At 37.3% G+C, this 26,647-nt stretch carries 24 protein-coding genes and 1 pseudogene; 11 read left to right on the forward strand and 14 right to left on the reverse strand.

Features of this window, described 5'->3' with window-relative positions; genetic code table 11:
• Nucleotides 1-26: 26 nt before the first annotated feature.
• Complete coding sequence (locus EGI05_RS00570) at nt 27-1,262, forward strand: TCR/Tet family MFS transporter (RefSeq protein WP_123261138.1); 1,236 nt, start codon at nt 27-29, stop codon at nt 1,260-1,262.
• Between the two features lie 62 nt (nt 1,263-1,324).
• Here EGI05_RS00570 and EGI05_RS00575 read toward each other — a convergent pair whose 3' ends face one another.
• A complete protein-coding gene (locus EGI05_RS00575; protein ID WP_123261139.1) occupies nt 1,325-2,266 on the reverse strand; it encodes a hypothetical protein in 942 nt (313 codons plus the stop codon).
• Between the two features lie 228 nt (nt 2,267-2,494).
• On the opposite strand from EGI05_RS00575, the gene EGI05_RS00580 reads away from it, so the two are divergent.
• Genes EGI05_RS00580 through EGI05_RS00590 form a run of 3 tightly spaced genes read left to right on the forward strand, consistent with a single transcriptional unit; the run spans nt 2,495 to nt 4,203 of the window.
• Nucleotides 2,495-2,824, forward strand: coding sequence for a Sec-independent protein translocase subunit TatA/TatB (locus EGI05_RS00580; protein ID WP_123261140.1), 330 nt, complete (start codon nt 2,495-2,497; stop codon nt 2,822-2,824).
• A 3-nt stretch (nt 2,825-2,827) separates the two neighbouring features.
• Entirely contained in the window at nt 2,828-3,394 is a 567-nt protein-coding gene (locus tag EGI05_RS00585) for a phosphatase PAP2 family protein (RefSeq protein ID WP_123261141.1), read from the forward strand.
• Nucleotides 3,391-4,203 carry a tetratricopeptide repeat protein gene (locus tag EGI05_RS00590; protein WP_123261142.1) on the forward strand — a complete coding sequence of 271 codons (813 nt, stop codon included), beginning with the start codon at nt 3,391-3,393 and terminating at the stop codon, nt 4,201-4,203. The genes EGI05_RS00585 and EGI05_RS00590 overlap by 4 nt, the downstream gene beginning before the upstream one ends.
• 75 nt (nt 4,204-4,278) lie before the next feature.
• Here the strand turns inward: EGI05_RS00590 and EGI05_RS00595 are convergent, their stop codons facing one another.
• Nucleotides 4,279-4,752: a 23S rRNA (pseudouridine(1915)-N(3))-methyltransferase RlmH gene (locus EGI05_RS00595; RefSeq protein ID WP_123261143.1), complete on the reverse strand. Its 474-nt coding sequence runs from the start codon at nt 4,750-4,752 to the stop codon at nt 4,279-4,281.
• Between the two features lie 89 nt (nt 4,753-4,841).
• Here EGI05_RS00595 and EGI05_RS00600 point away from each other — a divergent pair, with 89 nt between their 5' ends.
• Together EGI05_RS00600 and EGI05_RS00605 are read left to right on the forward strand one after the other, a co-directional pair.
• Nucleotides 4,842-5,843, forward strand: coding sequence for a YihY/virulence factor BrkB family protein (locus EGI05_RS00600; protein ID WP_123261144.1), 1,002 nt, complete (start codon nt 4,842-4,844; stop codon nt 5,841-5,843).
• The gene (locus EGI05_RS00605; protein ID WP_123261145.1) at nt 5,840-6,223 is read left to right on the forward strand and encodes a hypothetical protein; all 384 of its coding nucleotides are present in this window, start codon (nt 5,840-5,842) and stop codon (nt 6,221-6,223) included. Before EGI05_RS00600 ends, EGI05_RS00605 begins: the two co-directional genes overlap by 4 nt.
• A gap of 3 nt (nt 6,224-6,226) precedes the next feature.
• Here EGI05_RS00605 and nhaA read toward each other — a convergent pair whose 3' ends face one another.
• The 12 genes and pseudogenes from nhaA to EGI05_RS00665 all read right to left on the reverse strand — a co-directional run bounded on the left by nhaA (nt 6,227) and on the right by EGI05_RS00665 (nt 21,539).
• Nucleotides 6,227-7,408 carry a Na+/H+ antiporter NhaA gene (nhaA, locus tag EGI05_RS00610; protein WP_123261146.1) on the reverse strand — a complete coding sequence of 394 codons (1,182 nt, stop codon included), beginning with the start codon at nt 7,406-7,408 and terminating at the stop codon, nt 6,227-6,229.
• An 8-nt stretch (nt 7,409-7,416) separates the two neighbouring features.
• On the reverse strand, nt 7,417-9,621 hold the full coding sequence (locus tag EGI05_RS00615; RefSeq protein WP_123261147.1) for a RelA/SpoT family protein: 2,205 nt from the start codon (nt 9,619-9,621) through the stop codon (nt 7,417-7,419).
• Between the two features lie 112 nt (nt 9,622-9,733).
• Complete coding sequence (locus EGI05_RS00620; protein ID WP_123261148.1) at nt 9,734-10,099, reverse strand: hypothetical protein; 366 nt, start codon at nt 10,097-10,099, stop codon at nt 9,734-9,736.
• 200 nt (nt 10,100-10,299) lie between these two features.
• Nucleotides 10,300-12,216 (reverse strand): annotated as a pseudogene (acs, locus tag EGI05_RS00625) (acetate--CoA ligase); the annotation flags it as partial.
• Between the two features lie 42 nt (nt 12,217-12,258).
• The gene (locus EGI05_RS00630; protein WP_123261150.1) at nt 12,259-14,145 is read right to left on the reverse strand and encodes an AMP-binding protein; all 1,887 of its coding nucleotides are present in this window, start codon (nt 14,143-14,145) and stop codon (nt 12,259-12,261) included.
• A 107-nt stretch (nt 14,146-14,252) separates the two neighbouring features.
• Nucleotides 14,253-14,618 carry a response regulator transcription factor gene (locus EGI05_RS00635; protein ID WP_123261151.1) on the reverse strand — a complete coding sequence of 122 codons (366 nt, stop codon included), beginning with the start codon at nt 14,616-14,618 and terminating at the stop codon, nt 14,253-14,255.
• Nucleotides 14,615-17,326, reverse strand: a complete 2,712-nt coding sequence (locus EGI05_RS00640; protein WP_166668330.1) for an ATP-binding protein — start codon at nt 17,324-17,326, stop codon at nt 14,615-14,617. Before EGI05_RS00640 ends, EGI05_RS00635 begins: the two co-directional genes overlap by 4 nt.
• A complete protein-coding gene (locus tag EGI05_RS00645; RefSeq protein ID WP_123261153.1) occupies nt 17,319-17,513 on the reverse strand; it encodes a hypothetical protein in 195 nt (64 codons plus the stop codon). Before EGI05_RS00645 ends, EGI05_RS00640 begins: the two co-directional genes overlap by 8 nt.
• Before the next feature lie 74 nt (nt 17,514-17,587).
• Complete coding sequence (locus EGI05_RS00650) at nt 17,588-17,815, reverse strand: DUF6814 family protein (RefSeq protein WP_123261154.1); 228 nt, start codon at nt 17,813-17,815, stop codon at nt 17,588-17,590.
• 43 nt (nt 17,816-17,858) lie between these two features.
• Nucleotides 17,859-19,439, reverse strand: coding sequence for an MFS transporter (locus EGI05_RS00655; RefSeq protein ID WP_123261155.1), 1,581 nt, complete (start codon nt 19,437-19,439; stop codon nt 17,859-17,861).
• Nucleotides 19,440-19,486: 47 nt separating this feature from the next.
• Entirely contained in the window at nt 19,487-20,866 is a 1,380-nt protein-coding gene (locus EGI05_RS00660; protein WP_123261156.1) for a porin, read from the reverse strand.
• Nucleotides 20,867-21,122: 256 nt separating this feature from the next.
• Nucleotides 21,123-21,539, reverse strand: a complete 417-nt coding sequence (locus tag EGI05_RS00665) for an IS1/IS1595 family N-terminal zinc-binding domain-containing protein (RefSeq protein WP_123261157.1) — start codon at nt 21,537-21,539, stop codon at nt 21,123-21,125.
• Nucleotides 21,540-21,699: 160 nt separating this feature from the next.
• Here EGI05_RS00665 and EGI05_RS00670 point away from each other — a divergent pair, with 160 nt between their 5' ends.
• The 5 genes from EGI05_RS00670 (at nt 21,700) to EGI05_RS00690 (ending at nt 26,647) form a co-directional block, all read left to right on the forward strand.
• On the forward strand, nt 21,700-22,299 hold the full coding sequence (locus tag EGI05_RS00670; RefSeq protein WP_228428520.1) for a GNAT family N-acetyltransferase: 600 nt from the start codon (nt 21,700-21,702) through the stop codon (nt 22,297-22,299).
• Complete coding sequence (locus tag EGI05_RS00675; protein WP_123261158.1) at nt 22,271-23,467, forward strand: argininosuccinate synthase; 1,197 nt, start codon at nt 22,271-22,273, stop codon at nt 23,465-23,467. Before EGI05_RS00670 ends, EGI05_RS00675 begins: the two co-directional genes overlap by 29 nt.
• The gene (gene argC, locus EGI05_RS00680) at nt 23,464-24,426 is read left to right on the forward strand and encodes an N-acetyl-gamma-glutamyl-phosphate reductase (RefSeq protein ID WP_123261159.1); all 963 of its coding nucleotides are present in this window, start codon (nt 23,464-23,466) and stop codon (nt 24,424-24,426) included. The genes EGI05_RS00675 and argC overlap by 4 nt, the downstream gene beginning before the upstream one ends.
• Nucleotides 24,427-24,515: 89 nt before the next feature.
• A complete protein-coding gene (locus EGI05_RS00685; RefSeq protein WP_123261160.1) occupies nt 24,516-25,673 on the forward strand; it encodes an aspartate aminotransferase family protein in 1,158 nt (385 codons plus the stop codon).
• A 14-nt stretch (nt 25,674-25,687) separates the two neighbouring features.
• Nucleotides 25,688-26,647 carry an N-acetylornithine carbamoyltransferase gene (locus tag EGI05_RS00690; RefSeq protein WP_123261161.1) on the forward strand — a complete coding sequence of 320 codons (960 nt, stop codon included), beginning with the start codon at nt 25,688-25,690 and terminating at the stop codon, nt 26,645-26,647.

The following is a 26,647-nucleotide window of genomic DNA, read 5'->3' on the forward strand; positions in this document are numbered from 1 at the left end:
TTAGATTTCATTAATTTTGCACGACTATGGAAAATTCAAAGAAAAAAGCGGCCATTGGCTTTATATTTATCACTTTATTGATTGATATTACCGGATGGGGAATTATCATTCCCGTTGTTCCTAAATTGATCGAAGAATTGATTCACAGTGATATCAGTGAAGCTGCAAAATATGGAGGCTGGCTTGGATTTGCCTATGCTTTTACCCAGTTTGTATTTTCTCCTGTAGTGGGAAATTTAAGTGATAAATACGGAAGAAGACCCATTATTCTGATCTCTTTGTTCGGATTTGCTGTTGACTATATTTTTCTTGCCCTTTCTCCAACCATCTGGTGGCTTTTTGCCGGAAGAATCATCGCCGGAGTTACAGGAGCCAGCATTACAACGGCAAGCGCATATATTGCCGATATTTCAACAGATGAAGACAGAGCCAAAAACTTTGGATTGATCGGAGCGGCCTTCGGTTTAGGATTCATTATCGGGCCTGTTTTGGGAGGGCTTTTAGGACATTATGGTTCCAGAGTCCCTTTTTATGCGGCAGCAGGTTTGTGTTTGTTGAATTTCCTATATGGATATTTCATACTTCCGGAAAGTTTGGATAAAGATAAAAGAAGGGAATTCGACTGGAAGCGTGCGAATCCGGTGGGCTCTTTCAAATTCTTGGGAAAGCACCCGGAGATTTCAGGACTTATCGTTGCTCTTATCTTAATTTATATTGCAGGACATGCGGTACAAAGTAACTGGAGTTTCTTCACCATGTATAAATTCAATTGGGATGAGAAAATGGTCGGAATTTCCCTTGGTGTCGTTGGTTTATTGGTTGGTGTTGTACAAGGAGGATTGATACGATGGACCACTCCGAGACTGGGAGAACAGAAAAGTATTTATTACGGGCTGGCTCTATATGCGGTCGGAATGTTACTGTTTGCTTTTGCTACTAAGGGCTGGATGATGTTTGCTTTCCTCATTCCATATTGCTTGGGTGGAATTTGCGGACCTGCGCTTCAGTCCGTTATCACGAAGAGTGTTCCTTCCAATGAACAGGGAGAATTGCAGGGAGCTTTAACGAGTTTAATGAGTGCTACCTCCATCATCGGACCTCCAATGATGACGAACCTGTTTTACTATTTCACACATGATGAGGCTCCGTTTAAGTTTTCCGGAGCACCGTTCTTCTTAGCTTTCATTTTAATGGCCATAAGTGTAATTGTCACTTATATTAATTTTAAGAAGAAAGGAGTTAAAAAAGACATTATAGAATAACAATAAACCGGGGAAGCAATGCATTGCTTCCCCGGTTCTTAATATAATATTGGAAAGAATGTTTATGGGTAAAGAGTCTTGGTTCCGTTATGTACAATATTGCTTCCCAATCCTGAAAAAGACACGGTAAAATTGGTTGAATTGAAGCTTAAAGAACCAGTTGGTGTGCAAAGTCCTAAGGCAAAAGCACATTTTCCGTAAGTCCCGGAATTTTTAGTGATTTTACTTTCACTTTTTGCTTTTCCTAAGCTGATATTGGCCCAATCCTCTACATCTGTATTGGAAACTGTAGAACCACTATAATAAATAGTGATTTTGTAGCCCATTTCACCTCTTTTGGTACCCCAGATCCAATCTGCAGTCCACCATTGCTTGTACCATTTGGATAATACTTTTGCTTGGGTATTATCAGAAACTTCAGTAGTTCCTCTGGCGTCCATCATCACCAATCCTCCAAGTACATTATCCCAGATGATTCCTGAATCGTTATAGAAACATAGCGAAGTAAAACTTTCACCTTTATTGTTCCATGAGATTTCAAGAACGTTTACGTTTGTTTTGATTTCCTTCTGTGCAATTTCTTTTAGGCCTTCCTGAGCAGTAGACAATTCTTGAGAAGAAAGATTTCCAAGTTTATTTACTTGTACAGTTTCAGGGGTCAGAATATTACCGGTAGAAATAAAGCTTTCCCGATCTGTAATTAAACTTTGAGCGATAGAAACACTTTTTTCTGTTGAAAGTGTACCTAAAGCTGTAACTCCTGTGATTTGAAGGGCATCTTTTACATACTTTTCAAGATTCTTTTTAGATTCATCAAGCTGTATCTGTACATTTTCCGGCAATGCCTGAACGGAAGCAGGTACAATTTCTTTTTTTAAATCTGCAACGGAAACTTTCTGAGCTGTTGTTTCCTGTATGACCTCATTGTTTTCATTTTGACAACTGTTTAGCATTACTACCGAAACTACGGTCAATAGCTTAAAAAAGGTTACTAAGTTTTTCATAAATATTAATTTTTGATTGGTGTATTAAAAATACAAAAAAATCAAATATAATTCTCTTGCTGTAGAATTAATTATTGATGAATTTTAGGTATATTTTGTATTAAGTCAGTTCATAAAGACAGGGTAGGGCTAATCATATGTATTGATAAATCTTAAAATTTGTTTAAAATTGAAATATCATATTGAACAACTGTATTATATATGTATAATCTTTCGTAATTTTGTGGAATGGAATTAAGCTTTGGAGAAATGGCATTGATCGCGGTGGCGATCGTTGTATTATTCGGACCGGATAAACTTCCCCAGATTGCACGTGACTTAGGAGCAGGTGTAAGAAAAATGCGTGGCGCTGTGGAAGATATCAAAACGGAGATCATGAAGGAAACAGATAATCCTGTTTCTGAGATCAAACGTGAAATAGAAAAGGTGAAAGATGCCGCAAAAGATTTTAATCCTATGAAAGATATTGAAAAGGATATTCTTACCGAGCCGTCTTCCGAACCTGCAAAACCGAAGCCTTCTGAAGATGAAACTTATGAAGGACCTGTAAGCAGATAATTCATGGAAGAAATCATTCAGGAGGATAAAAAGATTTTTTTATATCTTAATAATTTAGGAGATACCTCTTTTGATCAGTTTTGGCTGCTGATCTCAAGCACCTGGCTATGGATTCCTTTATACATTATATTTCTTTATTTTCTATACAAGAATTATCAATTAAGATCACTTATTTATATTCTTTTGTTCGTTGCTATCGGAGTTACCATTTCAGATCAGCTTGCGGGAATATTCAAATATGGAGTGGCGAGATTAAGACCTTGTCATGATCCGGAATTAGAACACCATATGCGGATTGTAAAATGCGGCGGATCTTTTGGATTTTATTCAGCGCATGCATCCAATACCTTTTTTTTAGCCACTTATTTAAGTATTTTGCTTAAAAATAAACTTAATTGGTTTCCTTATGTTATATTTGTATGGGCCGTAGTGGTTGCCTATAGCCGTATATATTTAGGAGTGCATTTCCCGATAGATATTTTGATGGGGGCGTTTGTTGGATTTTTATTGGGAGGGCTGTTTGCCACACTTGCCAAAAAAGTCATCAATAAACAAAAGATAACCTCATGAAAAAACATTTATTACTTGTATCACTTGCTTTTACCTCATTGCATTTTTATGCACAGACTGCAAAAACCGCTGAAGAGTGTTTCAAAAAGGCAGATTACAAATGTGCTGAAGAGCAGTATACCAAATTAGCAGATAAAGAGCAGATTCAAAAGTTTCAATCCGAATATTACAACAATTTAGGCACCTCTCAATGGAGATTGGGAAAGACAGCATTAGCTTTTAAGTCTTACGAATCAGCATTAAAGTCAAATCCTATGTCAGCTTCTGTATATGCCAATTTAGCGTCTCTACACAGTCAAAGAGGAAGCAAAGCAAAGGCATTGGAATATATTGATAAAGGATTGCAGATAGAGCCTGAAAATGTGGACATGTATTTAACCCGCGCTAAAATTTATGATAGCCAGGGTAAAAAAGATTTGGCAGCCAAAGAATTTAATCAGATTTTAAGTTTTGCACCGGAAAATTTATTTGCAAGGACCGGGTTGGCAAATCTTAAAAAGAACAGTGGAGATCTGGAGGGAGCGTTAAAAGATTACAACCAATTGATTTCCGAAAAACCGGAATCTTTATTATACAATGGAAGAGCAGACCTTTATCTGAAAATGAAGAAACCTAAAGAAGCTCTTGCAGATATTAATAAAGCGATTTCCATTGATGCTAAATTTTCACAATCTTATGTGACCAAAGCCATGATCTTATTTGATACTCAAAAGCCAAAAGAAGCTTGTTCCAGTTTGGATAAAGCAGTAAGTTTGGGTTATGAAAAAGCTTTGTTGGCGGAATATTATACCAAATGCCCTGCGAAATAATAATCAAGTTTATAAAAATAGTAATAAAAGACTCGGCTCGACATGAAATGTCGAGCCGAGTCTTTATATTAAGGATTAATCGTTATGATAAGGTTTACCTTGTAAAATCTGGTCTGCACGATAAATCTGTTCTACAATAAAGAGTCTTATCATTTGATGGGTAAACGTCATTTTGGATAATGACATCTTTTCATTGGCCCTGCTGTAGATCTCTTCGGAAAATCCATATGCCCCGCCTATTAAAAGATGAATCTTTTTTACAGAAGAGTTCATCCATGTATCTATTTTCTGTGAGAATTCCCTGCTGGTGAATTGTTTTCCTTTCTCATCCAGAATCACAACAAGGTCATTCTTATCAATGTGATTCAAAAATAATCGGGCTTCTTCCTTCTTAAGAAGATCAGGAGAAAGATTCTTTGCATTTTTAACATCCGGAATTTCGATGATCTCAAAATTCCAGTGCTTGGGCAAACGATTGAGGTAATAATTAATCAAAGAAGTAATCTCCTTATCATCTGTTTTACCGATACAAAGTAAACTGATTCGCATTTGTTTTCAATAAAAGAGCTCAAAGATATTCATAAATTAGATTTTTTTCATATTTTCATCCTGTTTTTTTAACTCCTATAGATCAATAGATGGGTATAAAAGTTCCTAAATTTATCTTGAAAATTCAAGATTTCTTTGATGATATACATATTCCTGTGTTGGGGATATCGCTTTGGCAGATGTTCCAGATCTATATTTCGGGGATCTTTAAAGGGCAGATCGGCAGGAAAGCTGCGGCTATTTCCTGGAGCTTTACCATCAGTTTGTTTCCATTTTTACTCTTCCTGTTATCTGTTTTGCCGTATATGCCGCATTACGATAAGCTGCAGTTTTACATCTTTGAAGTATTAATACATAATGTTTTTCCATCGAATATGGAAACCGATGTCCGCGATTATATTGAGAAAAGTATTGTTCCCAATATGAAGGGAATCAGTAATCTGACGATCATTTTGGCGTTAGTGTTCGCTACCAACGGAACATTCTCACTTATCAATGGCTTTAATGAAAATACGGATGAAAAACTGAGCGATGTCAAAGAATTCATTCTTTCCTTTTTCATTACCATAGGATTTATCAGTATTGTATTTCTGGCACTTTTCGGAGTGTATTACGTGGAAGTTGTAATGAAGCTCTTTACTCCGGCATATGATATTTCATGGTTAGTAAATAACTTATCCAAAATCATCGGATTTGTTTCTTTTCCTGTATTTTATTTTATCTTACTGGCTTTATTTTATTGGTTGGGAACAGTAAGGATTACGAGATTCCGACAAGCTGTACCGGGAGCTATTCTAACCACCGTTTTGTTTGTACTTACAACCTATATTTTTGCCATTTATGTGAAAGATATCGCAAGATACAACGTCCTTTACGGATCTATCGGAAGTATGATCCTACTGATGGTTTGGGTAAATGTAAACGTATATTTATTACTATTCGGAAGTGAGCTTAATATGGCTATAAGAAAGTTGAGAATAGAAAAGCTGCTTTCTGACGAGCTTAAAAAAGAAGCTTCCCATTTTCATGCAGAAGTTAAGGAGCCGGATTTGAATGTTGATGATGAACATAATAGAAAACTTGAACAATGATAAAACAATGTGAATATTTAGCTTTGGTTTTACTCCTTGGTTTTACATCATGCAGTCATATTATTGACGAAATTGATCGTGACAGGGAAGAGGAAAACTATACTACACCTTACATGGGAAAATGGCAAGGCAGCTATACCGGAGATGAAAATGGAACCTTAACGATGAATGTAGGTAAAAGTGGCTCTGTAGAAGTTATTAGAACTTCTGGAAGCTTTCAGGAAACATTCTATACCTCTTTAGCTGGAGGAGGAAGCGGGGCTATTTCCTCCAATTCAGGATCATCTTCAGGATTTGTCATATATGGAAGTTTAGAATCAAAATCCGGAACTTGGGTAAAAGGTAATCTGAAAGGAAGCTGGAGCGTAGTAAAAAATTAAAAATTATTCCTCTTCACTTTCTTCTATATTCCTGCTAGAGCTTACCTTTAAAATAATAAATCCAAGGACAGCTGATAAAAAAGAAGCGACCAAAATGGCAAATTTAGCTTCATCCTGAATCTGGATTTCATCTTTAAAGGAAAGCAAGGCAATGAATATGGACATCGTAAATCCTATACCCGCCAGAAAGCCAACACCTAACATCTGTGTCCAGGAACTTCCCTGAGGTAAAGAACTTAGTCTGGATTTAATAGCAATAAATGAAAACAGATTGATTCCAAGCAGTTTTCCAATAACCAATCCGCCAATAATTCCAATTCCTAAAGTATTCGTTAATCCATCAAGCATTTCATTACTAAATGTAATATTGGTATTGGTTAAAGCAAATATAGGCATGATAAGAAAGCTTACCGGGAAGTGTAGTTGGTGTTCCAGTTTTTCCAAAGGAGAAATTTCTACATTGGATACATTAGTTGGAATAGAAAAAGCCAATACAACTCCGGCAATGGTTGCGTGAATCCCGGAATGATGCAGAAAATACCATAAAAACAAACCTGGAATGAGATAAAAAATAATTTTGGTAACCTTAAGGAAATTCAGAAGAAATAACAAAAGAGCAACTCCTGCAGACAGGAAAAGATAAGTCCAGTGAATCTGTTCCGTATAAAAAATAGCGATTACTAAAATAGCGCCCAGATCATCCACAATTGCTAATGCCGCCAGGAAAATCTTAATGGAATTGGGAACCTTATTTCCCAGCATGGAAATGATAGCCAGTGAAAAGGCGATATCCGTAGCCATAGGAATTCCCCAGCCGCTGCTGTACTGGGTTCCAATATTAAAAAGGCCAAAAATAACCGCAGGAACAAGCATTCCGCCTATTGCAGCGATAATGGGCAGCGAAGCGTTCTTAAAAGATGAAAGTTCTCCTTCCACAAGCTCACGTTTGATTTCAAGCCCTACCAAAAGGAAAAAAACAGCCATCAACCCATCATTGATCCAAATGCTTACCGGATAAGTAAGATGAAAGAGATGAATACCAATTTCCTTGTCCAGGAATCGTTGAAAGCTCTCAGCAAAAGAGGAATTGGCAATAAGCAGCGATACCAGTACACAAAAAATGAGCAATATACCTGATGATTGATTACTTTTGAAAAATTTTTTAAAGTAAAGGGTTAAATTCATTTTTTAATTTATAATCGTCTTACTCTTGAAACTCCGTTGATCGTTTTAAGCTTTTTGAATGATTCTTCCAGTTGGGATTTATTTTTTACTTCCAATGTGATATTTCCGGTAAATATTCCGTCATTGGATTCAATAGACATACTTTTCATATCCATCCCCATCGAATTACTGATCACGGCAGTAATATCGTTGATCATACCCATTCTGTCAAGCCCTTCGATCTCAATTTTAACACGGTTTTTAAAGCTTTCGGCATTTACCCATTTCGCAGGAATGACACGATAATCGTATTGGGCTCTCAGATTGATCGCATTCGGGCAATTATCATTATGAACCTTAATTCCGTCTGAGATCGTAATGAAACCGAATATTTTGTCTCCCGGAATTACCGTACAGCACTTGGCATAGCTGTAGTTGAGTTTTTCTTCATCCTTCCCGAAGACGATCATATCAAGATTGGTCTCCTTCGGTTCTTCAAACTCCTGATTTTTAGTTGGTGATTTTCGGAATCTGGAAAGTAAATTGTTGAATACGTTTTTACTTTCAATATATTTTCTTAAGCTGCTTGCATCCAGCTCGTTATTTTGAAATTTAAGGAAAAGCTCCTGGGAGGTTTTAAGGTTGAAGAATTTTTGAAGCTTATTCACTTCCTCATCGTTGAAATTGATTTTAGCATGACGAAGCTTTCTCTGTAATATCTCTTTTCCTTCTTCTACAAGCTGGTTTTTTTGAGAATTCAGGAACCCTTTGATCTTTGATTTGGCTTTAGAAGTCACAACAAATTCCAACCAGTCGGATTTCGGTTTCTGATTCTGTGAAGAAAGAATATCCACCTGATCACCATTTTGAAGAACATAAGAGATCGGAACCAGCTTTCCATTGATCTTAGCTCCTAAACATTTCATTCCTAAATCCGAGTGCACAGAGAAGGCAAAATCTAGAGCCGTCGCATTGGTTGGCAAGATTTTAATCTCTCCTTTAGGCGTGAAGACAAAAACTTCTTTAGAATATAAGTTGAGCTTGATATTATCCAATAATTCGGAAGTAGAAAGATTTTGCTGCTGCTCCAGTACTTCACGGATCTCAGTAACCCATTTTTCGAAATTCCTGTCTTCAGAGCTTTGTTTATATCCCTCTTTGTATTTATAATGGGCGGCAACACCTTTCTCTGCAATTTCGTCCATTCTCTCGGAACGAATTTGTACTTCAATCCACTTTTTATCCGGTCCTAAAACCGTTAAATGCAAACTTTCATATCCCGTAGCACGAGGTTGGGTAATCCAGTCGCGCATTCTGGAAGGGTTACTGTGATAGACATCCGTAACAATGGAGTAGATCTTCCAGGCCAAGAATTTTTCATTTTTCGCATCCGATCTGTAAATGATCCTGATAGCATAGTTATCAAATACCTCTTCAAAAGAAACTCCCTGTTTCAGCATCTTTCTGTAAATGGAAGAAATGGCTTTAGCGCGGCCTTTGATAGTGAAGTTTAAGCCTTCTTCTTTCAGCCTTTCAGAAACTTCTTTTTTGAACTCCTCAATATATCGTTCTCTGTTTTCTTTAGCCAGCTCTAATTTTTCCGTGATCTCATTGTAAACATCCGGATTATTATATTTCAGGGATAAATCTTCAAGCTCGGATTTAATGTTGTACAATCCCAGACGGTGAGCCATTGGAGCATAGATATACACGGTTTCGGAAGCAATTTTCTTCTGCTTGTCCGGTGCCATGCTTTCCAGTGTACGCATATTGTGAAGACGGTCTGCAATTTTGATCAGGATAACCCTGAAATCTTCAGATAATGTCAACAGAAGTTTTCTGTAGTTTTCAGACTGTACAGAGATATTCTGATGGTTCATGATGGAGATTTTCGTAAGCCCGTTTACAATATTGGCTATTTTTTCTCCAAAGATCTTCTTGATATCTTCGTATGTATAATCGGAATCTTCTATAACGTCATGCAGCAATGCACAGGCAATGGAAGTAGCTCCCAAACCTATTTCTGTTGCCACAATTTTAGCTACGGCAATAGGGTGGTAGATATAAGGTTCCCCTGTCTTTCTTCTTTGATCTTTATGAGCATCCAGGGCAATATCAAAAGCCTTTCGGATCAGTTTATTATTTTCCTCATCAAGACTCCTGTATGTGTTAGAAATCAGGTCCTTATATCTTGCAAGTATTTCTTTATTCTCTTGTTCTAAGTTATAACTCATTTGTGTAAAAAGCCTATATCACACGAAAATACGAAATTTTTTCCACTTTTCAAACCGTAAAAAATCCGTAGATGGCTCTACGGATTTCGGTTATTAGATTTTTTTTGTATTGTCAGAATTTTACCTCAGAATCAATTCCAATGCTGGATGCTTTTATTTTTACATCGGGGCTGTCATGAATTTCAGCCTTGCTTCTTGCATCAATGAATCTTTTGATATTATGGTAATGCGCCTGTTCGATACCCATATTTTCAAATAAATACGTTTTCAATGCTGCATTTTGGTTGAAAACGTCACGGGCATTTTCGATCTGGCTTTGATCTTTTACGGACACACTCGCCAGGTATTGGGAGTTATGATGGCTGTCATCGATATACACAATGTAATCTGAATTTCTGAAACCGGAGCTTTCTAAATCCGCTTCAAGCTTTTTGTAATCGCTGTGATGTGCAAATAATCCAGCTAATATATTTGACATAGCAATAGTTTTTAAATTTGTACTTAAAGTTAATCATTATTTTCTATTGTTTTTGAAAATATTCAATAAATTTAATGATTAGTTATTTTATCTATAATATAATTTTAATTATTTGAAATTGTCTATAATTAAACCCTTGTTTGGTTTTGTTGTTTCTAAGTTTATAATTAAAAACGGACCGAAGCCCGTTCATATTATTATTAGTTAATTCTTTCATTTTTGATTTCCTCTACTATTTCAGGATTTAAAAGGGTAGTAATATCTCCGAAATTACTGAAGTCTCCTTCTGCGATCTTTCGTAGAATTCTACGCATGATCTTCCCTGAACGCGTTTTTGGAAGCCCGGAGACAAACTGAATTTTATCCAGCTTTGCAATTGGCCCGATCTGATCTGAGATCAGTTGATTGATTTCTTTTTTAAGATTTTCCTTATCACGGCCTTCTCCTGATTCTTTTAAAATGACAAATCCATACAATGCATTTCCCTTAATATCATGAGGATACCCTACAATGGCAGATTCCGCTACAGCAGGGTGCTCATTGATGCTATCTTCGATTGGGGCTGTTCCCAGATTATGCCCGGAAACAATGATGACATCATCCACACGACCGGTAATTCGGTAATATCCTACTTCGTCTCTCAATGCACCATCTCCTGTAAAATATTTCCCAGGAAAAGCAGTGAAATAGGTTTCTTTATATCTTTGATGATCACCCCAGATCGTTCTTGCAATTCCCGGCCATGGAAAACGGATACAAAGGTTTCCGGTTACCTGGTTTCCCGTAATTTCATTGCGCTTGTCATCCATCAGTACAGGTTGGACTCCTGGTAGAGGAAGGGTAGCATAAGTTGGTTTAGTCGGTGTGATAAATGGGAGCGGAGAGATCATGATTCCACCTGTTTCGGTTTGCCACCAAGTGTCCACAATCGGGCATTTTTTCTTTCCTACATGATCGTTGAACCAGTGCCAAGCTTCATCATTAATAGGTTCCCCAACCGATCCTATCACTTTTAATGAGCTTAGATCATGTTTATCTACCCATTCTGTACTCTCCTTGGCTAATGAACGAATGGCAGTAGGTGCCGTATAAAATTGGGTGATCTTATGCTTTTCAATTACTTCCCAGAATCTGTCCGGTTCAGGATAAGTAGGAATTCCTTCAAAAATAACTGTTGTTGCTCCATTCAAAAGCGGCCCGTAAAGAATATAGGAGTGTCCGGTAATCCAGCCAATATCAGCTGTACACCAATAAATGTCATTCTCTTTATAATTGAATACATTCTTGAAGGTATAGGCCGTGTAAACCATATATCCGGCACAAGTGTGAAGCATTCCTTTAGGTTTTCCCGTAGATCCGGAAGTATACAGAATGAAAAGCGGATCTTCGGCATCCATGATCACGGTAACGAAATCCGGTGAAGCTTTCTCATAAAGATCGGCCATCCAGAAATCTCTGTGCTCTTTCATTTTGATCTCATTGTTGGTTCTCTTTACCACCAGAACTCTTTCAACACTTGGTGTCTTTTCCAATGCTTCATCTACAATGCTTTTTAAGTCTAAAACTTTGTTGCCTCTGTAGCTTCCATCGGAGGTGATCACCATTTTGGCTCCACAGTCATTAACTCTTGAAGCTACTGCCGTTGCGGAAAATCCTGCAAAAATCACAGAATGTACAGCGCCTAATTTGGCACAAGCCAGCATGGTTACAGCTAATTCAGGGATCATCGGGAGATAAATGCATACTCTGTCTCCTTTTTCAATGCCCATTTCTCGTAAAACATTGGCGGTTTTGTTAACTCTTGTGTATAATTCGTTGTAGGAAATATGTTGAGCTTCCTCTTTCGGATCATTAGGTTCCCAGATGATCGCAGTCTTGTCGCCTCTTACGGAAAGATGTCTGTCCAGGCAGTTTTTGGTAATATTTAATTTGGCATTTTTAAACCAGGTGATCTTGGCTTCATTCATATCATATTTTACAACCTTGCTCCATCTCTGATACCACACAAAATTCTGATCAGCAATTTTGTCCCAAAACTTTTTAGGGTTTTTGATAGATTTTTTATACTCTTCAAAATAATGTGGCAGATCTTCTATTTGATAATTTCTCATATCCCTTCTTTTTTTGAAATTTGAATTTTATAATTAATGTATACTTTGTTAAGCTCTGTATTCTCCAATTTTTTGCTGGATTTCTTCAATGATTTTCTCGTCGTCAATGGTGGATGGGATTTGAAATTCTTTCCCGTCCAACAGCGTTCTTATCAGTTTTCTTAAAATCTTTCCGGAACGTGTTTTGGGTAAACGCTTCACAGTTATTACATTTTTAAGACATGCAACAGCTCCTATTTTTTCGCGGACGGCTTCCACGATCTCTTTCTCTATCTCACCTTCCGAAATTTCCGAACCGTTCTTTAAAACCACCGTTGCAAACGGGATTTGCCCTTTTAAATCATCATCAATTCCTACCACTGCACATTCTGCGACGTCAGGATGTGAGGAAACAATTTCTTCCATTTCCGAAGTCGAAAGGCGGTGACCTGCAACATTGATAACATCATCCACTCTTCCTGTTATGAAAATATATCCGTCTTCATCCTTTATGGCGCCGTCTCCGGAAAAATAATAGCCGTTGTATTGTGATAAATAGCTATTTTGAAAACGTTCGTTATCATTCCAGATTCCTAATAAAGCGCCTGGAGGAAGTGGTAGTTTGATAATTAAATACCCTTCCTGATGTGCATCCAGCTCGTAGCCATTTTCATCAAAAATTTTAATATCATAACCCGGAATCGGTTTTCCGGCGGATGCTCTTTTAATTTTGTAGTGGTCATCACAGGTCATTAAACCCAGCATTGGCCAGCCGGATTCCGTCTGCCACCAATGGTCAATAGCAGGAACTCCGATGTGTTCTGCAAACCAGTCTAAAGTTGCCACATCGCATCTTTCTCCGGCCAAAAACTGCTTTTTGAAGTGGCTTAAATCATATTTTTTAACCAGTTCTCCGTTAGGGTCTTCTTTTTTGATGGCCCGAATGGCGGTAGGCGCTGTAAACATCACCGAAACTTTATATTCTGAAATAATTCTCCAAAAAGTTCCTGCATCGGGTGTCATAATAGGTTTCCCTTCAAAAATAATTGTGGTATTCCTGTTAAGCAAAGGTCCATAAACCGAAAAGCTATGTCCAACGGCCCAGCCAAAATCTGAAGCTGCCCAATAAGTTTCTCCAGGCTCAACCCCATAAATATATTTCATGGAAAATTTTAAAGCAGTGGCATAACCGCCGGTATCACGAGTAATTCCTTTTGGTTTTCCAGTGGTTCCCGATGTATATAATAAATAGAGTGGGTGAGTGGATTCTACAGAAACACAATCAACCGGTTCTGATTGTTGAATTAGTTCCTCATAATCAATTAATCCCTCAAACATTTCGTGCTGATTATCGACTAATCTTCTGTTATAAACAATGATGTTGTCTACTTTATCCTGAGCAAGTTCAATAGCTTTTTCAACTAAAGGCAAATAAGGAATTCTTTTGGCAATTTCCACTCCTGCGGTTGCGGTAATTAAAGCTTTTGGTTTGCAGTCATCAATTCTTACTACCAATTCATGAGGCGCAAAACCTCCGAAAACCACATTATGGATCACACCTATTCTTGCACAAGCCAGCATGGCAAATAAAGTCTGAGGAATCATCGGCATATAGATAACGGCCGTATCTCCTTTTTTCAGGCCTAGAGAAACCAGGCCGCCAGCAAATTTTGCAATTTCTTCTTTCGCCTGATTGAAAGTATATGTTTTCTTTTGATTCGTCACCGGAGAATCATAAACAATGGCAATCTGCTCCCCGAAACCGTCTTCAATATGCTTATCGATACATACATAACACATATTCAGCTTACCATCAGAAAACCATTGTGGATAACTGTTTTCGTCCTTTGAAAGAATTTGGGTTGGAAATTCAAACCATTGGATTTCCTGGGCCTGTTCTTGCCAAAAGCCTTCTTTATCTTCTATACTTCGTTTAAATAAAGTATCTGCATTCATGTTTACTTTGGTGTTATATTGTCATTTCGATGAAGAAGAAATCTTGTAGAAATTCTTCAGTTCGTTCAGAATGACAAAGCGGGTATTAATTTGTCTTTTTTTTTAATTTATTTCTCAGACATTTCCTCAATCTGCTGCATCAGTTTTTTTATTGAGTAAGGTTTTGTTACATACGCATCGGCTCCCATTTCCAGGCCTTTTTCAATGTCCTTCGGATTGTTTTTCGCGCTCAGGAAAATAACTTTCGTGTTTTTTAATTTTTCATCCTGCTTAATGATGTCTAAAGTACTGTAACCATCAAGATTTGGCATCATAATATCGAGCAGGATTACATCCGGAATCATGGTTTTTAAAAAGTCTAGCACTTCAGTTCCGTCCCTTGCAATATATACGTCGTAACCGTTTTTCTTGAAGCTGTATTCCAGCGACATTAAGATTTTATGTTCGTCATCGGCAATGATTATCTTTTTCATAGTATACTTTGATTGTGTTCCACTTCATTTTTAATCTCTTTTATTTTTTTCGGAAGAGTGATCGTGAAAGTTACCCCTAATCCGCTATTTTCTGCTTTTATAGTTCCGCCCTGCGCCTGAACAATTTTTTTAGAGATGGCCAATCCCAATCCGCTTCCTGTTGGCTTTAAGATATTTTGGTTTTTGGATTGGTAGAACTTATCAAAAATCATTTCCAGGTCCTCTTCGGGAATATGTTTTCCGGTATTGAAAATGGTAATAACCAATTGATTTTCTTTTTCAGCTAATTTAGTTTGAATTGTGCCTTGTTCCTCCGTAAATTTCAAAGCATTTCCTAAAATATTCTGAAAGAGCTGGATCATCCTTGCTTCATCATATTCAAATAAAGGCTGGTTCAAGAGATTCACTTCGCTTAAATGGATGTTTTTCTGCTGAATCAGGTGCAGAAGCGGATTCACTGCTTTTTTATAAGTTTCAATAATATTGTTTTCCTGAATATGTAAAGCAATTTCACCATGTTCCAGTTTATCCAGATACAAAATATCATTGATGATTTCACTCAACCTGTCGGATTCCGTAATGATATTGTTTAAAAACTCTTTTTTAATGTCTAAAGGAATATCGTCATCGTCCGCTAAAATTTCTCCTGCTGACCGAATTGCGGTAATAGGAGTTCTTAATTCATGAGCTACAGAATCGAGAAAGTCGTCTTTCTGGCGGTCTTTGATGATTAAGCTTTCATTGGCATTTCGTAAATCGTCGGATAGTTTTTGCAGTTCTTCCGACTGTTCGGTAAGTCTTTTATTGATGGTAATATTTTCTTTGGATTCTTCTAAAATATTTAAAACCTCCTTTAACGAAATTTTATCTTCTTTGGTAACTCCTTCAATTAAAATTTTAGCGGAAGCAGTTCCTATTCTTCCGGCTAAAAGATTTTCTGAGAATTTGATGAATCTTGAATCGGCAGTTTCTGTCTGTGAATCAATATTATATTTTAAATTGAAAATTCTCAAAGCCTGTTCGGTTTTGTTTTTGCCTAAAAATCTTTCCAAAATGTTTTTAATATCCGAAACATAGGCTGTTCCACGCCAGATGAATGCATTTTCATGATTTTGGATGTACTTGTCGATATCCACATATAGCTCAGCAAAATTTCTTTCACGGTAGTTTCCTTTGATACTCACTGAAATGATCGTAAATAAACCGGTATTCACTAAAAGCGACCAAAAGAAAATCTGCGGAATTCTTCCTAAATAGGGAATAGTGAAAAAATCAAACAGATTGTACATATCCCGTAAAGCTCCTTTGACCTCTTGATTGTAAGAGAAATAATACTGAGGAATAATTAATCCGAAATAACAAATTATTAGCCCAGCCAAAAGACCTGCAACAGCTCCTTTGTAGCTTCCTCTTCTCCAGAATATTGCACCGAAAAATGCAGGAGCTAATTGTGCAATCACTACAAAAGAGATCAACCCCACAGAATCCAGCGAAGTTTTCAGAATGAAATATTTATAGAAAGCAAACGCCATAATGACCAGAGCAAAAATGCTGATTTTCCTGATATTGGTAATATTTCTCGTATTCTGAACTTCATTTTCGGATTTGAATTTTCCCAATAGTCCGTATGGAATGATCAGGTTGTTGGAAAGCATGATAGATAGAGTAATTGCAGAAATAATGATCATTGAAATACAGGAGCTTAACCCTCCGAGAAAAACCAAAACAGTGATCAAAGTATTGTCAAAATGTTGTGGAATTAAAATAGAGTAGAATTCCGGATTTACATTTTGTCCGTCGAAAATAAGTCTTCCGCCCCAGGCAATCGGGAAGATGAAGATGGTGAAAATCAATAAGTAAAGAGGGAAGAACCAAATCGCAGTTTTGATGTGCTTCTCCTGCCTGTTTTCTACAATCGCCGTATGGAACTGTCTCGGAAGAATACAAATGGCAGTTCCTGAAATCATGCATAGGATCATCCAGTTCAATGCACCCTCAATACCGTTAAAGGTATTTTTTTCTTTAAAATCTTCAAATTGACTCGCCTTTTGGTAAATATCCGAAAAACCATCAAATACAAAATAGATCACAAATAATCCTAAAACAATGATAAAGAAAAGTTTAAGGAAACTTTCCAGCGCAATGGCGGAAATAATTCCCAAACGTTTTTCCGAGGCATCCACATATCTTGTACCGTAATATGAGGAAAATAAAGCAATTAAAACCACAACAAAAGTGGCATTGTCTGTCAGGATATTTTTAGACATTGAAGTTTCCGTCACCAGGTGAAATGTTTCGGAAATTGCCTTGATCTGTAAACCGATGTAAGGAACAATCGCCAAAAGACAGACGATCGTAATAATAGCACTGAAACTTCTGCTATTTCCGTATCGCAAGGAAATGAAATCTGCAAGGCTGCTGATTTTATTAACTCGTGAAATCCGTACAATCCTTGTATTGATGTAAATCCATGCAGGAATGATAATGATAGGGCCAATGTAGATGGGAAGATAGTTAAGTCCGCTTGTAGCCGCAACGCCAATGCTTCCGTAGTACGTCCAGGCTGTGCAGTACACTGCCAGTGAAAGTGCGTAGATGTATGGATTGTTGATCCAAAGCTTACTTTTTTTCTTCTCCGCTAAATGAGCGACTAAGAATAAAAGCGCCAGGTAAAACAAAACCACGGTAAATAACGCGAAACTACTCATCATATTTTTTTACGATTACAAAAGAAATAATGATGGAAACCATCCAGACAGCAAAAATGTAAATCAGAATCATCGGGTAACCGAAAATTTCCCTGTCACTGTTGAACAACAATGAAACAGGAATACTGAACGCTATCAGAAGCCCGATGCTTAGAATGATTAACTTTTGTTCGTGTCTCTTTTTCATACATGATAAGTGATAAAAGATAATTGATGAATAGACATTGAAGTATTCATCAATTATCATTGATCGTTTCTGTTTTAAATTTTGTCGTCAGAATACTCTCCGGTTAACGAATAGTAACCAAAAATTGCCATTCCGCCTGAGATAATCGGCATCAAAACAAACAGGATGATGATTCCGAATACCAAATCTTCCTGTTTTCCCGAGGTGATTTTTGGAATTCCCAATACTGTAATTCCGAAATATCCTACCACTAAGGCAATGGCGATCCAAAGTATGCCTAATATTTTTTTTAGTCCGTTCATTTTAGTAGTTTTAAAATTAATAAAAATTTAAGTGATTCTGCTCCTAATCGTGAATATTATTGTTCTTATTTTTAAGATAAAATAATCCGATCAATAAGCAGACTGTGGCAACTCCGATCGGATACCAAAGTCCTTCCAGGTACCAGGTTGCATGTCCTGCCTCTTTGCCTGTTGTTACTAAGTAGGTAGCAACCGCAGGAAGCAACCCTCCAAAAACCCCGTTTCCAATATGATAAGGCAGAGACATTGACGTGTAACGGATTCTCACAGGGAACATTTCTACCAGAAAAGCTGCAATAGGGCCGTAAACCATTGTTACAAAAATGACCTGGATAAATACAAGGAATACCAAATACCATTTTGTATCATCAGCTAATTTCACGCTTTGAGAAACTTTCGGTTCTTCCGCTTTTCCGTCTTTAATGACAGGGCCGTTTGGCGACCAATGAACTACACTATCTTTTTTGATCAATGTTCCATCTGTATAAAGTGTTTCTTTATGGAATGTCACTAAGCTGTCGGTGGTGATTTTGTCATGAACTTTTGCTGTTCTTTTTTCTGTAATTCCGTTTGTTACAATGGTTTTGTTTTCAAGATTTACGCTTTTAAACATAGAGTCGTAAATAGGTCTGTAGGCTAAAATAGCCACTAGCATTCCCGTTAACATCACCGCTTTTCGCCCGATCTTATCCGAAAGCCATCCGAAGAACACGAAAAAGGGTGTTCCTAAAAATAAAGCAGTTGCCATCAATGAATCTACCTGTGCAGATTCCACATTCATTACCTTTTGAAGGAAACTCATCGCGTAGAACTGTCCGGTGTACCAGATCACTCCTTGCCCCATCGCAGCTCCAAATAAAGCTAATAATACAAACTTGAAATTCAGTTTATGTCCGAAACTTTCTTTCAACGGGTTTTTGGAAGTTTTTCCCTCGCTTTTAGCCTTGGCAAAAAGTGGAGATTCCTTCATATTTCTTCTGATGATGTAAGAAACACCCACCATTAAAATAGAGATCCAGAAAGGGATTCTCCATCCCCAACCGTCAAATTCTTCTGCGGAAAGGCTGGTTTTTGTAACTAAGATAACAATTAATGAAATGAAAAGTCCCGCTGTGGCCGTTGTTTGGATCCATGAAGTCCAGTAACCTCTTCGGTGTGGTTGTGCGTATTCTGCTACATAAGTGGCAGCACCTCCATATTCTCCACCTAAAGCTAAGCCTTGCAATAATCTTAAAATTAAAACTAAAACAGGTGCCATAAATCCAATGGTTTCATAGCTTGGAATACATCCGATAAGGAATGTGGAAAATCCCATAATTAATAGAGTTACCAAAAATGTATATTTTCTTCCAATGATATCTCCCAATCTTCCGAAAAATAAGGCTCCGAAAGGTCTTACCACAAATCCTGCCGCAAAAGTGGCAAGCGTAGATAAAAATGCCGCGGTCGGATTATCTGCCGGGAAAAATTTCGTGGCTAAAACAACGGCTAAACTTCCGAAAATATAGAAGTCATACCATTCTATCAATGTACCGAGTGATGAGGCAGTAATAACGCTCCAGATGGTACGGTTTTTCTGCTTGTCGGTCATATTTTTGTAGGCATCGTAATGATTTTCGCTCATATTGCTTGATTTAATGTTAGTTAAAAATGATATTGAGTTTCTTGGTTTTATAAATAAATCTGGAACTGTATAATGAATTCGCCTTTGGATTCAGGGCTTTCCGTAGGACTTGTATAAACCGGTCTTGTTGAGTACTGTGTTGTAATTTTCGCGTGATGGCCGTCTATAAACCAGTTCGCGCCAACATCAAATTGAGAAGAAGATTTGTCATATGCTTCAAAATTTTTATGCGTATATGCTGCAAAAGGTTGAATTCTAATTTTGGGTTTCTCCGCCTGGCTTGGTAAAAGCAGGCCCGCCTGTGCATAGATAATATTACCTGTTCCAATGGTAGGTTGCAGATTGCCCGGTCCGGCGATCGCTTTATCACCAATGAAGTTCGGGTCCGATGCAGCAATGTTCATGATTCCTAAGTTTCTGATATAATTGGGACCGAACTGATAGTTATAATAGCCGGCATAAGCCGAAACCGCCATTTTATTTTTAGCATTTCCCAAAGGAATATCAGCAAACGCATCCACGGCCACAAGAGTAATATCGTGCTTTTCAATCGTTGAATTCACAGAAGACCTTGTCCCGTCTTTTTGATGATAAAATCCCGCTCCTACATTGAAAACTTTCTTTGTTCCCAGATAAGAACCTACCTTGAAAGGAAGTGTGTTTGATTCTTCTTCCAAAAATTGATATTCAACATATCCTGCCTTTGAAAAATTTGGGTTTCCGTTGTTGTCAACAGCTACTGCTTTTGAAGGGTCAGTGACATTGGGAGGAGTTAAATCTGTCGCAAAAGGTTTGTTTAGGCTTAAACGATACTCCAGTTTTCCATACTTTCCTTTCGCGAACATACCCAATTGTCTGGCAAATTGGTCTGAATTGTCAATCAATGGCCAGGTGAAAATAGGAGAGTCAACAGTAAGGAAATTCAGAGTGGAAGCCATGGTCATACGGGAAAGCCCCATGTAATAATGAAGTCCTGCTCCTAAAGATAAACTGAATTTTCCTGCTTCTCCAGGTAAAATAACTGCATATTCATTCCATGCGTCATGGAAAAACATCTGTGGTTTTTTACCGTTTCCATAGCCTCCTGTACCGGAAGTTCCGGAACCGCCACCATTAATAAAGGTTTGATTATTGATTCCGAAATGAGCCAAAATCATATATCTTTTAGAGATCTGAGCATAGGCTAAAGCACGTAAACGTCTATTTCCTAGGCTCCAGGAATTGTCGGTAGGTTCTCCGCCAACCATACTTCCAGGATTCATTTCGGTGTTTCGCAGCCAGAACTGATCCCATAAAATAAATCTGATGTACTTATCGCCCTGTTGGTTAAGGTTTACTTTCAATCCACTTCCATAATCAGGCGAGCCTTGAGAATATAAAGAATTGCTGATTAAAGCCAATCCAATAAAAGTGAGTAATTTCTTCATAAATTATCAATTTTTGGCGTTGTTTTTTGTGAAAGCCAAATTGTAATTAATAATTTATTTACAAAAATTTAATATATATTAATGGTAAGTATATAGTTAAGAGTGTTAAGTTATGAATTATGAGTTATTGAAGTGTGTATATTTTCGTATTAATTTAATATGTAATGTTTTGATTTTGAGTTTTTTAGTTTTTTAGTTTTTAATCATGTGTAATAAAACTTATAACTTATAATTAATAACTCATAACTCCAAAAGCCTATTTTTTAAATCTTTCCCATTTGATCAGCATATATTTATCGGCAAACTGGGTAATGATCAATCCGGAGTTTTTTATGTTTTCTTCCTTAGACATATATTCGATCAATTCGTTTTGTTTTAAAATTTTATATACTGGATGGAATTCTGAGTGGGGTGGTCTTTTGATATTGTATTTCTTGATCCAGGAACTTATGGTAACATGGGAAACCCCGATGATCCGTTCTATTTCCCGGAAGCTTAAACCTTCAAGATATAGCTGTAGAGCCTTTGTTACATAATAATCATCTATCTTTTTCCCGAGTTTTTTCACTGTGAAATAATAGTTACAGTTCTTACATAAGAAGCGTTGTTTTTCGTTGATAATTCCACTTTTTACAACTGTGTTGCTGTTGCATTTAGGGCAGTGAGTTTCCATAAATATATCTTTTTAGCAAATATATAATAATTTAGCAAAATATTAATTTAATATAAAGATAATTTTACCTGTGTATTTATTTTAAACAAAAAAAATATCTTTTTAATTTGGTTTTTAAAGTTATTATACTTTAAATTTGCCGAAAAATTTAGATAAATAAATGGAAATAGAAATTTCCTCATCCATACATTTAGTGTATGTGAGTGAAATACAGCAGGAAATGTACGATTCTGCACAGCGAAGAGGAACGGGGATTGCCAAACGTTCCATAGAATATTTAAGCAAGAAGATTTCAGAAGGCAATGCTGTGGTGGCTACTGAAAACGGAGAGTGGGTAGGTTTCTGTTATATAGAAACCTGGTCGCATGGCCAGTTCGTGGCGAACTCCGGATTGATTGTTTCCCCGAAATTCAGGGAAAGAGGCGCTGCCACTTTAATCAAGAATAAAGTGTTCCAATTATCTAGAGAGAAATACCCGAATGCAAAGGTTTTCGGGCTTACGACGGGCCTTGCCGTCATGAAAATCAACAGTGATTTGGGTTACAAACCAGTCATTTATTCTGAACTAACTCAGGATGAAGAATTCTGGAATGGCTGTAAAAGCTGTGTAAATTATGAAATCTTAATGAAGAAAGAACGTAAAAACTGCCTTTGCACGGCTATGCTTTTCGTTCCTGAAAATATAACAGAAAATAGTGTTGCCCATACGCAGCCGGAAATTAAATATAACAATGAACAAGAAAGTCATCTTAGCGTTTAGCGGAGGTTTGGATACCTCTTACTGTGCTAAATATCTCAGTGAAACACTGGGATATGATGTGTATGCAGTTACTGTAAATACCGGAGGTTTTTCCAAGGAAGAAGAAAAAGAACTGGAGAAAAAAGCTTTACATCTCGGGGTAAAAGAATACAGGTGCGTAGATGCTCAGGAAGATTATTATAATTCTTGCGTAAAGTATTTGATTTTTGGAAATGTATTGAAAAATAATACCTATCCGTTGTCTGTGAGTGCAGAACGTACTGTTCAGGCGCAGAAAATTGCAAAATATGCCATTGAAATCGGGGCAGATGCCATTGCGCATGGAAGTACAGGGGCAGGAAATGATCAGGTTCGTTTTGACCTTATCTTTCAGGTAATGTGTCCGAAGGTAGAAATCATTACACCGATCCGCGATATGGCCTTGTCTCGAGAAGAAGAGATAGTGTTTTTGAAAAATCACGGCTATGAAATGGAATTTCAAAAAGCTCAATATTCTGTAAATAAAGGACTTTGGGGGACTTCAGTGGGCGGGAAAGAAACATTGACCTCAAGAAATTACCTGCCTGAAGAAGCATTTCCTTCTCAAATGAAAGAAACTCATCCTTCTGAATTGGAAATTGAGTTTAAAAATGGAGAAGTAGTAGCGGTGAACGGAGAAGGTTTTGAACATCCGGTGTATGCGATCCAGAAAATTGAAGAATTGGCTTCTACTTACGGAATTGGCCGCGATATCCATGTAGGTGATACTATTGTAGGAATTAAAGGAAGAGTAGGATTTGAAGCAGCAGCGGCATCAGTGATTATCAAAGCTCACCATTTATTGGAGAAACATACTCTTTCCAAATACCAGCAGATGATGAAGTCTCAGCTTTCCGATTGGTATGGAAACTGGCTTCACGAAGCACTCTTCCTGGACCCTGTGATGAGAAATATTGAATCTTTCTTAGTTGATTCTCAAAAAACGGTAAGCGGAAGAGTTTTTGTAACGCTTCATCCTTATCGATTTATATTAAACGGAATTGAATCTGAACATGATCTAATGTCAGACAAATTCGGGAGCTATGGCGAGGCTAACAGAGCATGGACAGGAGAAGATGTGAAAGGCTACACTAAAATTGTAAGCAACTCTTTAAATATATATCACCAGATTAACGGTATAAAAGCATGAAAACGGTAGGAATTGTAGGCGCCAACGGTTATACGGGAAGCGAATTGGTTCGTCTGCTGGCTTTTCATCCCCATGTGTCTTTGCGTTTTTTATATAGTCGTTCAAACTCCGGGACAAAGATTTCAGATTTGTACCCGGATTTAACGACGGTTTGCGAATTGGTTTTAACGGATCAGCCGGAAGATGTAGATATCCTGTTCTTATGTCTTCCTCATAAAGAAAGCCAGAATTGGCTGGCTCAGAATCTTATAAACGAAGAAACGTTGATAATTGATTTGGGAAATGATTTTCGTTTGGACGGAAACTTCGGAAACAGAAATTTTATCTACGGTTTGCCTGAAATCAACAAAAAACAACTTTCAGGATCAAAAAGTATTGCGAATCCCGGATGTTTTGCGACTGCAATCCAGCTGGCTTTGCTTCCATTGGCTGAAAAAGGGTTGTTGAATGATGTTTACACTACTGGGATCACCGGTTCTACAGGAGCTGGACAATCATTGCAGCCGACCACTCATTTTACCTGGAGGAATGATAATATTTCGGCTTATAAAACTTTAACGCATCAACATGTGGATGAGATTATACAGCAATTGGTTTCTTTTAATACCAATGAAATCAACCTGAATTTTGTTCCGTGGAGAGGTGATTTTACAAGAGGGATTTTTACGAGTTCCACAGTGAAAACAGAAGCAGAGCTTTCGGATATTTATCAATTGTTTGAAGACTTTTATGTAGATGAGCCGTTTGTAACAGTAAGCAAAAAAGCAGTTGATTTGAAGCAGGTTGTCAATACGAATCGCTGTGTAATTCAGATTGAAAAAAGAGGAAGTTTTGCAGTCATTCATTCAGCAATTGATAATTTGTTAAAAGGAGCTTCCGGACAGGCAGTCCAAAATATGAATATTGCGATGGGATGGGAAGAAAGCTTAGGATTGAATTTAAAACCGATAGCATTTTAAATGCAAATGGGGAATTAAAAAAATCTCATAAACCGCGAGACCCACAACCTGTATCTCGCAACTATCAACCAACAACAAACTAGAAAAAAATGAATTTATTCAACGTATATCCATTATTCAACATACATCCGGTAAAAGCTCAGGGATCATTTCTTTGGGACGATAAAGGAGAACAATATCTTGATTTTTACGGAGGTCACGCTGTGATTTCTATTGGTCATAATCATCCGCATTATCAAAATAAATTAAAAGAGCAGTTAGAAAAAATATCGTTCTATTCCAATTCTGTTCAAAACGAATTGCAAATTGAATTGGCGGAAAAACTAGGAAAGCTTTCAGACTGTGAAGATTACAACTTGTTTTTATGTAATTCAGGAGCAGAAGCGAACGAAAATGCTTTAAAATTGGCTTCTTTTCATAACGGAAAAAGTAAAGTGCTTTATTTTTCAGGATCATTTCATGGAAGAACTTCAGCTGCAGTTTCTGTAACGGATAATCCGGACATTGTAGCTCCGGTCAATTATTCCGGAAGATTCATTAAATCAGAATGGAATGATGTTGAACAACTGAAGGAAATTTTTGAAACTCATGGAAGCGAGATCTCATCCGTTATCATCGAAGGGATTCAAGGTGTTGGCGGAATCATGATTCCAACCCTTGAATTTTTAACCAAAATCAAAGAATTATGTGAGAAGTATGATGCGGTTTTGATTTTGGATGAAGTACAGTCCGGCTACGGAAGAAGTGGATATTTCTTTGCCCATCAGGAATTTGGAATTGAACCGGATATCATCACAACTGCAAAAGGAATGGGGAACGGTTTCCCTATTGGTGGAGTTCTGATCCATCCGAAGTTTAAAGCTAGCAATGGCTTATTGGGAACCACTTTCGGGGGAAATCACCTGGCTTGTGCAGCAGCAATTGCTGTTCTGGATGTGATGAAAGATGAGAATCTCATCAAAAATGCCCAGGAAATGGGCGACTATATAGAAAATGAAATTAAAGATTTTCCACATATTCAATCCATCCGAAGGAAAGGATTGATGATTGGTATTGAACTCGACAGGAACTGCTCGGAAGTGAGGAACAGCCTGTTGTACGACCATCATATTTTCACAGGCAACTCTAATGATAAGAGTGTTTTGAGGATTCTTCCGGCTCTTAACATCAGGAAAGAAGAAACCGATCTTTTCATCAATGCGCTGAAAACGGTTTTAGAAAATATTTCAATACAAATTAATGTGTAAAATAAAAATTATCAATGAAAAAATTTACCGCTGTAAGTGATGTAGAAAACTTGCAGGATATTATAAAAAAAGCATTACAGATTAAAGAAAACCCTCTTTCGGAAACGGAGAAAGGAAAAGGAAAAACCATCGGACTTGTCTTTTTAAACTCAAGTTTGAGAACACGTTTGAGCAGCCAGATTGCAGCACAGAATTTAGGATTAAATGTGTTGACTTTAAATGCCGCACAGGAAGCCTGGAACTTGGAATTTGCAGACGGAGCCGTTATGAATGGCGATACTGTTGAACATATTAAAGATGCCATTGAAGTATTGAATCAATATTGTGATATCATTGCAGTGCGTTGTTTTGCGGGAATGAAGAATAAAGAAGATGATGTAAATGAGAGCATTCTAAGCCAGTTTGAAAAACATGCGAAAGTTCCCGTTATTTCTTTGGAATCAGCTACACGTCACCCTTTGCAAAGTTTGGCAGATTGCATTACGATTACAGAAAACTGGAAAGAAGAACGTAAACCTAAAGTGGTTTTAACCTGGGCGCCACACATCAAACCCATTGCTCAGGCAGTTGGAAATTCTTTTGCAGAATGGATGCAGGAAATGGATGTTGATTTTGTGATCACCAACCCGGAAGGATATGATTTGGATAAAAAATTCACAAAAGATGTGAAAGTGATTCACAGTCAGGACGAAGCATTGAAAGATGCAGATTTTATTTACGTGAAAAACTGGTCCTCTTTTGATGAGTATGCAGCAATGCCGGAAGTTAAGGAAAGCTGGATGTTAACCAATGAAAAACTGGAAAATACCAATAAAGCAAAGGTTATGCACTGCCTTCCTGTTCGTCGTAATGTTGAATTGAGTGATGAAGTAATGGACGGAGAAAATTCCATTATCTATCAGCAGGCAAAAAACCGGATTTTTTCGGCTCAGGCTGTGTTTTCTGAAATTTTAGATGAATTGAATTCAAAATAG

This window comes from Chryseobacterium daecheongense (genome assembly GCF_003729955.1).
Classification (GTDB): Bacteria; Bacteroidota; Bacteroidia; order Flavobacteriales; family Weeksellaceae; genus Chryseobacterium; species Chryseobacterium daecheongense.